The following is a 9,188-nucleotide window of genomic DNA, read 5'->3' as shown; positions in this document are numbered from 1 at the left end:
GATCTGGGGTTTCGCATTGTTTCTGTAAAATATAATTGTTTAATGCAAGGGATACCACCAACCGCGCGCAAACCTCTGAGAGGTAGGCGCGCTGGTCAGACACTGTGCCCCCGGCAGGATTCGAACCTGCGACACCCGCTTTAGGAGAGCGGTGCTCTATCCCCTGAGCTACGAAGGCGTGGGTGGGCGCCTCGTGGGCGCTCGGTCCACAGGGTACCGGATCAGGGGCGGGCGGGGTGGGCTCTGGGGTTCAGGACAGGGGGATGGGGGTGAAGCGGGACGCGGTGTGCAGGTCGGCCTGGATGTGGTCGGCGGTTCGGCGCAGTTCCGGAAGGAGGTCGTGGACGCAGTCGTCGAGGGTGCGGCGGGCCGCGTGGGTGGCGACGTTCAGCGCGGCGACCGCCCGGCCGGACCGGTCCCGTACCGGTACGGCGATGGAGCGCAGGCCGGACTCCAGTTCCTCGTCGACCAGGGCGTAACCCTGGGCGCGGACCTCGGCGAGGGCCGGGGAGAGGGGCGTGGCGGTGTCCGCGAGGAGGACGCGGCCCAGGGAGGTCGCGGGGGCGGGCAGCCGGGCGCCGACGGTGATGTGCACCGTGAGGACACGGGCCGTGCCCGCACCGGCGGTGTACTGGATCTCCTTGCCGTCGGGCGTCAGCACCGCGAGCGCGGTCGGCTCGTGCAGGCGGGCCGCCAGGGAGCGGAGGTGGGGCTCGGCCAGGCGGGGGAGCGTGATGCGGGACAGGGGCGGGAAGCCCAGGTCCAGGACACGGGGCGTCAGAGTGAAGGCGCGCTCGGGGGTGTGGGCGACCAGGCCGAGGTGCTCGTGGGTGAGCAGGGCCCGGCGGGCGGTGGCGCGGGACAGGCCGGTCGCCCGGGCCACCTCGGTCAGCGGCAGCGCGGAACGGCCGGCGCCGAAGGCGGTCAGTACGGTCAGGCCGCGGGCCAGGGACTCCACGAAGCCGCGGCCCAGTTCGTGCTTGGAGGCCGTCGTCCAGGTCGCCAGACCGGAGGGCGGTGGACCGGGCTCGGGCGGTGGTGCCGTGCGCAGGGCCGACTCCATCGCCGTCACCGCCGTACGGAGCCGGGGCAGGAGGGTGGTGCGCAGGTCGGCCGCCGAGTGCCGGCTGGTGTGGCTGACCACGCTCGCCACGCACACCGGGCGGCCGCTGCCCGGGTCCCGTACCGGTACGGACACCGCGACCAGGCCCGGCTCGACCATCTGGTCGTCCAGTGCCCAGCCGTCCCGGCGGGCCCGCTCCACCTGCTCCGCGAAGGCGGAGTCGTCGGTGGGCGCCGTCTGGGGCGGTACGGCGGGGAATGCCGTGTCGGTCGGGTTCGCCGCCCTGCGTTCGTGCCAGCGCGCCCAGTCCGCCTTCGTCCACTCGGTCGCGAACAGCGGGCCCGGAGCGGTGCGTTCGGCGGGGAGCAGGTCGCCGATGCGGAAGCTGACGGACATCGCGCGGCGGCGGGTGGCCTGGTGGATGAAGCGGATGCCGTCGAGGTCGGCGACCGCCAGGGACACCGACTCGTCCAGTTCGTCGGCGAGGGTGTCGGCGTGCGCGTCGAGCAGTGCGGGCAGGCGCAGGGCGGCCAGGTAGGCGTTGCCCAGTTCCATCACGCGGGGGGTGAGGACGACGTCCCGGCCGTCGAGGCGGACGTAGTCCATGCGGGCCAGGGTTCCGGTGATGCGGTCGACCGTCGACCGGGCGAGCCCGGTGGCCCGCTCCAGCGCGCTCGGACTCAGCGTGCCGCCCGCCTCCGTCAGCCGCCGCAGCACCCCGACTCCACGCAGCAAGGGCCCGACCGCCTCATCGGGCACCACCTCGTCCGGCACCGGTTCGGACGGCTCCGGCGCGGCCGACCGGTTCCCCTGGTGCATTGGTCCCGCCGCAGACCTGCGCGCCCGGTCCGCGGGCCCCGGCGCAGCCGATCGGTTCCCCCGGCCCCTGGATTCCGCCTCAGCAGCCCCATCAGACGCCCCGGACACAACAGCCCCCAAAGCCCCGACGACCGACCCGGTCACATCAGTCCCGGCAGCCTCCGCCGGCCTTTCCGGTCCCCCCGTCGTCGCAGGCGCGTCGGGGTCCGGTACGGGCTTCGCGGGCATCGTCTCTCCGGTCGGGCGGGGTGGGCACGCCTACGGTAAACCGTGGTGGGGTGGTCAGGACCGGGTCGCGTGGACGCGGTAGTTGCCGTCCTCGTCGGTGCTCGTCACCTTGACGGTGATGCCGTGGGCCGGGTCCTTGAAGGTCTCGCCGGGGGAGAAGGTGGCGTCGGAGAGTTCGGCCTGGACGTTGGGACTGCGGGTGCAGCCGCCGCTGTTGCGGTGGGAGTCGTAGACGGTGATCGGTCCGCGTCCGGTGTCGACGGTGGCGTCGACCTTGTAGACGAGGACCCCCGGCCGGCACACCACCTCGTCGTTGCCGCCCTGCGCGCGCACCTCCAGGGCGTAGGCGCTGTGGCCGTCGATCGGCACGATCACCAGTTTCCCGCCGCCCGTGCGGTACAGCGGAGTCAGCGTGTAGTCGGCGCTGCCGGGCGTGGCCGCGCAGCCGACCTGGGAGCCGTCCAGCCAGCCCAGCTTCCACTTGTGCCAGGCGAGGTAGTCGTTGTCGGCCCCCCAGTCCTCGCTCATGATGTCCCAGTGCCCGACCGCGCCCCCGCCGTCCTGGGTGTACAGGTCGGGCAGGCCGAAGGTATGGCCGTTCTCGTGCGGGAGCACCCGGAAGCCGGTGTGGGCGAAGGAGCCGGAGCCGTCGTCCTGGCGGGAGTAGACGAAGGACGCGTTGGCGACGGGCACGCCGTCGGCGACCGGTGCGTCGCCGTTCCCGGCGAAGGTCACGGACAGCACGGTGTCCAGGGCGGAGGGACCGGCGTTCGGGGTGACCAGCACGTTCAGCAGGTCGTACGAGTGGAAGTCCACCTTCGGGTCGGCGGCGGCCACGAGGTCCTGGACCAGCTGCCGGTAGCCGGGGTCGAAGGGCGCGCCGCGCTCTATGCCGTACGCCTTGAAGGGTTTCGGCATCCGCAGCCAGCCGGTGACGGGCGTCTCGGGCCGGTAGTCCAGGCGGCCGTAGGACGCGGTGCGGAACCACTCCTGGGTCCGCGGGAAGAACTCGTGGAAGCGGTCCATCGCGCTGCCCTGGCCGGGCGCGTCGGAGAAGTCGATCATCAGGGTCAGGGCGTGGACGGTGCCCGTGGAGCGGGCGTAGCCGCGCGGGGTGGGCACGCCCTCGGTCATCTGCACGTCGGAGCCGCCGTGGATCATGCAGGGGGAGAGGGCGGAGGAGCGGGCCAGGCCTATCGGCCCGGCGGCGGAGGGCGCCAGGGGGTGTCCGGTCCCGGCCGAGGTGCTGACCGCGAGGGTCAGTGCGGTCACCGCGGCGAGGGTGGCCACCCGGCGCGGGCGTATGCGGCGCGGGGGTATGTGGCGCGGGGGTATGCGGTGGGCCCGTATGCGGCGGGGCGGCTGCGGCTGCATGCATGGGCCCTTCGCTCCACGGCAGCCGCCGGTCTCCGGCTGCACCCTTGCGATCACCCTGTGTCGCCGTCGGGGTGGGCGCGCGCTGGAGGAGACCGATCGTGGGAGGGCCGTTCACGACGGAGTGAATTCCGGCGGGAGGTGAATGTGCCTCAGGTCACAGCGATTCGTTCCCGGGGCGGGAAATAACCGGGGACCGATTCCCCGTTTAGACCTGTGTCCGAGCGAAACGGGGACTGCTTCCCCGGATCGCCGCCCACACTTCGAGGAGTACGCCGTGCCGACCGTGACCGCCCCCGCACCGCGCAAGGCGCCCCGGCCTCGCGCCGACGCCCTGCGCAACCGGGAGCGGATCGTCACCGCCGCCCGGGAGATGTTCGTCGAGCACGGCCCGGACGTGCCGCTCGACGAGATCGCCCGCCGGGCCGGTGTCGGCAACGCCACGGTGTACCGCAACTTCCCCGACCGCGACGCCCTCGTCCGCGAGGTCGTCTGCTCCGTGATGGACCGTACGGCCGAGGCGGCCGAGACGGCCCTCACGGAGACCGGGGACGCCTTCGCCGCCCTGGAGCACTTCGTGCACACCGCCGCCGACGAGCGGATCAGTGCGCTGTGCCCGATGGTCTCCAGCACCTTCGACCAGCACCACCCCGACCTGGAGGCCTCTCGCGAGCGCGTCGAACAGCTCGTCGAGGAGGTCATGGGCCGGGCCGTGGCGGCCGGTCAGCTGCGATCCGACGTGGGCGTCGGCGATCTGCTGATCGCCGTGGCCCAGCTGAGCCGGCCCCCGGCCGGCACGGACTGTCTGCGCAGCGACCGCTTCGTCCACCGGCACCTTCAGCTCTTCCTCGACGGCCTGCGGGCTCCCGCCCGCTCCGCACTGCCGGGCAGCGCCGTCACCGTCAAGGAGTTGCGCGGGTGCTGACCGACCAGTCCTGACGAACCGTCGAGTCCCGGCCGGCCGGTCCCGGCCGACGAGTTCGGCCCCCGAGCCCAGTCCACCCGTACGCCCGGCTTCCCGGCCGTCACCGTCGACGAGCCGACGCCTGCCCTTCGCTTCCCGTTTTTTCCGTCTACTCCGACTTTTCCGTCACGAAGTCCTGAAGTGGGTACACCCATGTCCGAAACAGCCGTCAAGGCTCCGGGCGCCGCCGAGCAGACCGGCGACGCCAACCGCTGGAAGGCGCTCGTCTTCATCGCGCTCGCCCAGCTGATGGTCGTGCTCGACGCCACCATCGTGAACATCGCCCTGCCGCACGCCCAGACCGACCTCGGCATATCCGACGGCAACCGGCAGTGGGTCGTCACGGCCTACGCCCTCGCCTTCGGCGGTCTGCTGCTCTTCGGCGGCCGTATCGCCGACAAGTGGGGCCGCAAGCGCGCCTTCGTCACCGGCCTGGCCGGCTTCGCCCTCGCCTCCGCGCTGGGCGGCGCCGCCACCTCCGGCCCGATGATGTTCGGCGCCCGCGCCCTCCAGGGCGTCTTCGGCGCCCTGCTCGCCCCGGCCGCGCTCTCCCTGCTCGCCGTCATGTTCACCGACGCCAAGGAGCGCGCCAAGGCGTTCGGCATCTACGGCGCGATCGCGGGCGGCGGCGGCGCCGTCGGCCTGATCCTCGGCGGCTTCCTCACCCAGTACCTGAACTGGCGCTGGACGTTCTTCGTCAACATCCCGTTCGCCATCGTCGCCGCGGCCGGTGCCTACTTCGTCATCCGTGAGCCCGAGGGCGGCCGCAACCGCTCCCCGCTCGACATCCCCGGCGTGATCCTTTCCTCGCTCGGCCTGATCGCCCTCGTCTACGGCTTCACGCGCGCCGAGTCCGACGGCTGGGGCGACTCCGTGACCGTCGGGATGTTCGTCGCGTCCGCCGTGCTGCTGCTGGCCTTCGCCGTCGTCGAGTCCCGGGTCAAGACCCCGCTGCTGCCGCTGCGCGTGGTGACCGACCGCAACCGCGGCGGCATCTACCTCTCGCTCGGCCTCGCGATCATCGGCATGTTCGGCCTGTTCCTCTTCCTGACCTACTACCTGCAGGTCGTGAAGGGCTACTCGCCGGTCAAAACCGGCTTCGCGTTCCTGCCGATGGTGGCCGGCATGATCACCGGCTCCACGCAGATCGGCACCCGGCTGATGACGCGGATCCCGGCCCGCTTCCTGATGGGCCCCGGCTTCCTCGTCGCCTCGCTCGGCATGCTGATCCTGACCCAGCTGAAGATCGACTCCTCGTACGGCACCCAGCTGCTGCCCGCGATGGTGCTGCTCGGCCTCGGCATGGGTACGGCGTTCATGCCGGCGATGTCCCTGGCCACCCAGGGCGTGCAGCCCCGGGACGCCGGTGTCGCCTCCGCGATGGTCAACACCTCGCAGCAGGTGGGCGGCGCGATCGGCACCGCCCTGCTGAACACCATCGCCGCCTCGGCGACCACCTCGTACATCAGGGACCACATCGCCGCTGCCGCCGCCGGGCCGCAGCAGAAGCTGGTCAAGCTGGAGGGCATGGTGCACGGCTACAGCACGGCGATCTGGTTCGCCGTCGGCATCCTGGCGCTCGCCGCGCTGATCGCCTTCACCTTCGTCAACGCCGGCCGTCCGGGCTCCACCACGGTGGCCTCCGGCGAGGGCGTCGAGGACGAGATCAGGGTGCCGGTGGTCGCCCACTGACCGTGAGCTAGCGGAGCCAGGGCAGGTCCGCACCCGCTTCGTTGGGCTGGAGGCCCTCGGCGACGATCTCCATGATCTCGCCGAGGGTCTTCTGCTGTTCCGGGGTGAGCCGGTCGAACAGGGCCTGCCGTACGGCGGCCACATGGCCCGGGGCGGTGCGCCCGAGGACCTCGGCGCCCTCGTCGGTGAGTACCGCGAACTGGCCGCGCTTGTCGGAGGGGCAGTCCTCGCGGCGCACCCAGCCGCTCTTCTCCAGGCGGGCGATCGCGTGCGACAGCCGGGAGCGGGTGATCTTCGCCCGCATCGCCAGCTCGGTCATCCGCAGCCGGCGGCGCGGCGCCTCGGCGAGTCCCACGAGGAGGCCGTAGTAGATGTGCGGCATGCCCGCGTCGCGCTGCAGCTGCCGGTCGAGGTGGTCCTCCAGCAGGGTGGTGGCGTGCAGATAGGCGCGCCAGACGCGCTGTTCCTCGTCGGTGAGCCAGCGGTGCCGCGCGGCGGGGTCCGGTGCCGTGTTCATGCTCCCACTCTACGATCAGGCTCCTTGAAACTTGAACAACTCGGGCGTACGGTGTCGACGTAGAGCTTGAGAGTTAAAGCATCAGGGAGTCGCAGCCATGTCCGCCGAAGTGTCCGCCGCCTCGACCGCTGCCGGCCGGGAGCGCATGCCCGCCCTGTACCTCAGCCACGGCGCCCCGCCGCTCGCGGACGACCCGGTCTGGCCCGGCCAGCTCGCCGGCTGGTCGGCCGCCTTGCCCCGGCCGAAGGCGATCCTCATGGTCTCCGCCCACTGGGAGGAGGCCCCGCTCGCGCTGGGCGCCGTCACGCCCGTCCCGCTCGTCTACGACTTCTGGGGCTTCCCCGAGCACTACTACCGCGTCCGGTACGCCGCTCCCGGCGCCCCCGAGCTGGCCGAATCCGTGCGCAAGCTGCTGCGCGCCCCTGGCACCCCGGTCCAGGACATCCCCGAGCGCGGCCTCGACCACGGCGCCTACGTCCCCCTCGTCGAGATGTTCCCGGCCGCCGACATCCCCGTCCTGCAGATCTCCATGCCCACCCTCGACCCGGTGCGCCTGATGGACATCGGCCGCAGGCTCGCCCCGCTGCGCGACGAGGGCGTGCTGATCGTCGGCTCCGGGTTCTTCACCCACAACCTCGCCGCCCTGCGCCACGCGGGCGGCGGCGTGCCGAGCTGGTCCTCCGAGTTCGACGACTGGGGCCGGCGCGCCCTGGCGGACCGCGACTGGGACGCCCTGCTGGACTTCCTGGACAAGGCCCCGGCCGGCCGGTACGCCCACCCGCGCACCGAGCACTTCGCCCCGCTCTTCGTCACCATGGGCGCGGCGGAGGCCGGCGGCGAGCTGGACGCGCAGAAGTCCGTGATCGACGGGTTCTGGATGGGCATGGCGAAGCGGTCCGTGCAGTTCGGGTGACCGCCTACCGGCGGTCCTGGAAGTCCTTCTCGTACCAGGCCACGTCCCAGTAGCGGCCGAACTTGCGGCCCACCTCGCGGTACGTGCCGACGTACCGGAAGCCGAAGCGGGCGTGCAGCCGCTCGGAGGCCTCGTTCGGCTGCGCGACCCCGGCGTAGGCGCGGTGCACGTCCTCGCCGGCCAGGGCCTCGAAGAGGGCGCCGTAGAGCAGGGTGCCGACGCCGCGGCGGCCGGTGTCCGGGGCGACGTACACCGATGTCTCCACGGATGTGGTGTACGCGGGCTTGGGGCGGTAAGGGCTGGATGTGGCGTATCCCAGAATCCGCTGAGAACCCGTTCGCGGATCGGCCCCGGTGGCAACCATCAGGCGGTAGGGGCCGTCTTCCGGGTGGGAGAGCAGCCAAGGGCGGCGCTCTTCCGCAGTGAAGATCGCGGTGTCGAATGTGATGGCCGTCTCACGCACATAGTGGTTGTAGATCGCCGTGAGGTCCTCGAGGTCCCCCTCGACCCCCGGCCTGACCTGCACCTCTGTGGTCTCCGACACCATCCCGCCTCCCGGTGTGGCGGACAGGGTACTGCATGATCAGAAAAATTGGGGGGCGGGTTGGGAATTCTGTCCGGATTCCAGTCGTTGTTTCCCACGGATGCAGGGCACTCGGAGAGAGTCCCAGAGACAGATCCCGGAGTGCCGAGCGTTCATCAGGACCACCCGCCAGCCCACCATCGCAAGGGAGCACGCATGGCAACCCGTGCCGTCGCCCGTCGTCAGTCCGCCACCGGCGAGACGGCCGACTCGGCAAGCAGTGTTCGCGCTCATGGCGGCGAGATCGCGGACCGCGACCTGGTCGGCATGTACCTCGACGAGATCGCGCGTACGCCGCTGCTCGACGCCGCAAAGGAAGTCGAGCTGTCCCAGACCATCGAGGCGGGTGTGTTCGCGCGGCAGGTCCTCGACGGATTCGAGGACACGACCTCGGACGCCACCCGGGACGAGCTGGAGGCGTTGGTCGCCGAGAGCGAGCGGGCCAAGGACGTGTTCATCCGTTCCAACCTCCGCCTGGTCGTGGCGGTCGCCCGGCGCTACCCGCGCAGCGGCCTGCCCCTGCTCGACCTGATCCAGGAGGGCAACGCCGGCCTGGTGCGCGCCGTCGAGAAGTTCGACTACCGCAAGGGCTTCAAGTTCTCGACGTACGCCACCTGGTGGATCCGGCAGGCCATCACCCGCTCCATCGCCGACCAGTCCCGCACGATCCGGCTCCCCGTCCATCTGGTGGAGGAACTGGGGCGCATCCGACGCATCCAGCGCGAGTTCAACCGTGAGAACGGCCGCGACCCGGAGCCCGCCGAGATCGCGGCCGAACTGGGCTCGTCGCCGGAGCGCGTGATCGACGTCCTCGACTGGGCCCGTGACCCGGTCTCCCTGAACATGGCGGTGGACGACGAGGGCGAGACCCAGTTCGGCGACCTGCTGGAGGACACCTCGGCGGTCTCCCCCGAGCAGTCGGTCCTGACCCTCCTGCGCTGAACTGATCGCCGACAAGCACGGGATCACCCGGGAGCAGCAGGACGAGTTCGCCCTGGCCTCCCACCGGAAGGCCGCAGCGGCCCGGCGACAGGG

At 71.5% G+C, this 9,188-nt stretch carries 7 protein-coding genes, 1 tRNA gene and 2 pseudogenes; 5 read left to right on the top strand and 5 right to left on the bottom strand.

Annotated features, from left to right (window positions below):
- Nucleotides 1-105: 105 nt before the first annotated feature.
- The 3 genes from ACWEN3_RS33940 to ACWEN3_RS33930 form a co-directional block, all read right to left on the bottom strand.
- Nucleotides 106-178, bottom strand: a tRNA-Arg gene (locus tag ACWEN3_RS33940).
- 72 nt (nt 179-250) lie between these two features.
- Nucleotides 251-1,882: an IclR family transcriptional regulator domain-containing protein gene (locus ACWEN3_RS33935; RefSeq protein ID WP_452978762.1), complete on the bottom strand. Its 1,632-nt coding sequence runs from the start codon at nt 1,880-1,882 to the stop codon at nt 251-253.
- Nucleotides 1,883-2,164: 282 nt separating this feature from the next.
- On the bottom strand, nt 2,165-3,484 hold the full coding sequence (locus ACWEN3_RS33930; RefSeq protein ID WP_452978759.1) for a M6 family metalloprotease domain-containing protein: 1,320 nt from the start codon (nt 3,482-3,484) through the stop codon (nt 2,165-2,167).
- Nucleotides 3,485-3,761: 277 nt separating this feature from the next.
- Here ACWEN3_RS33930 and ACWEN3_RS33925 point away from each other — a divergent pair, with 277 nt between their 5' ends.
- Nucleotides 3,762-4,409, top strand: a complete 648-nt coding sequence (locus ACWEN3_RS33925) for a TetR/AcrR family transcriptional regulator (RefSeq protein WP_452978756.1) — start codon at nt 3,762-3,764, stop codon at nt 4,407-4,409.
- Nucleotides 4,410-4,601: 192 nt separating this feature from the next.
- Complete coding sequence (locus ACWEN3_RS33920; RefSeq protein WP_452978754.1) at nt 4,602-6,140, top strand: MFS transporter; 1,539 nt, start codon at nt 4,602-4,604, stop codon at nt 6,138-6,140.
- 7 nt (nt 6,141-6,147) lie between these two features.
- Here the strand turns inward: ACWEN3_RS33920 and ACWEN3_RS33915 are convergent, their stop codons facing one another.
- On the bottom strand, nt 6,148-6,657 hold the full coding sequence (locus ACWEN3_RS33915) for a MarR family winged helix-turn-helix transcriptional regulator (protein ID WP_452978751.1): 510 nt from the start codon (nt 6,655-6,657) through the stop codon (nt 6,148-6,150).
- 145 nt (nt 6,658-6,802) lie between these two features.
- Here ACWEN3_RS33915 and ACWEN3_RS33910 point away from each other — a divergent pair, with 145 nt between their 5' ends.
- Nucleotides 6,803-7,570, top strand: a complete 768-nt coding sequence (locus ACWEN3_RS33910) for a dioxygenase family protein (protein ID WP_452978765.1) — start codon at nt 6,803-6,805, stop codon at nt 7,568-7,570.
- Between the two features lie 4 nt (nt 7,571-7,574).
- On the opposite strand, the gene ACWEN3_RS33905 is transcribed toward ACWEN3_RS33910, so the two are convergent.
- Nucleotides 7,575-8,117 carry an N-acetyltransferase family protein gene (locus ACWEN3_RS33905; RefSeq protein WP_452978748.1) on the bottom strand — a complete coding sequence of 181 codons (543 nt, stop codon included), beginning with the start codon at nt 8,115-8,117 and terminating at the stop codon, nt 7,575-7,577.
- Nucleotides 8,118-8,309: 192 nt separating this feature from the next.
- On the opposite strand from ACWEN3_RS33905, the pseudogene ACWEN3_RS33900 reads away from it, so the two are divergent.
- Both ACWEN3_RS33900 and ACWEN3_RS33895 read left to right on the top strand, forming a co-directional pair.
- Nucleotides 8,310-9,092 (top strand): annotated as a pseudogene (locus ACWEN3_RS33900) (sigma-70 family RNA polymerase sigma factor); the annotation flags it as partial.
- Nucleotides 9,091-9,188: pseudogene (locus ACWEN3_RS33895) on the top strand (thiolase family protein); the annotation flags it as partial. The pseudogenes ACWEN3_RS33900 and ACWEN3_RS33895, both read left to right, overlap by 2 nt.

It is taken from the genome of Streptomyces sp. NPDC004561, from assembly GCF_053602155.1.
The sequence above is the reverse complement of the archived record's forward strand: the minus strand, read 5'-3'. Positions and strand labels throughout refer to the sequence as shown.

What these genes read in the sequence shown, in the direction of transcription:
- ACWEN3_RS33910 (WP_452978765.1), top strand. Translation starts at nt 6,803, where the DNA reads ATGCCCGCCCTGTACCTCAGCCACGGCGCCCCGCCGCTCGCGGACGAC.
- ACWEN3_RS33930 (WP_452978759.1), bottom strand. Translation starts at nt 3,484, where the DNA reads ATGCAGCCGCAGCCGCCCCGCCGCATACGGGCCCACCGCATACCCCCG.
- ACWEN3_RS33935 (WP_452978762.1), bottom strand. Translation starts at nt 1,882, where the DNA reads ATGCACCAGGGGAACCGGTCGGCCGCGCCGGAGCCGTCCGAACCGGTG.
- ACWEN3_RS33920 (WP_452978754.1), top strand. Translation starts at nt 4,602, where the DNA reads ATGTCCGAAACAGCCGTCAAGGCTCCGGGCGCCGCCGAGCAGACCGGC.
- ACWEN3_RS33915 (WP_452978751.1), bottom strand. Translation starts at nt 6,657, where the DNA reads ATGAACACGGCACCGGACCCCGCCGCGCGGCACCGCTGGCTCACCGAC.
- ACWEN3_RS33905 (WP_452978748.1), bottom strand. Translation starts at nt 8,117, where the DNA reads ATGGTGTCGGAGACCACAGAGGTGCAGGTCAGGCCGGGGGTCGAGGGG.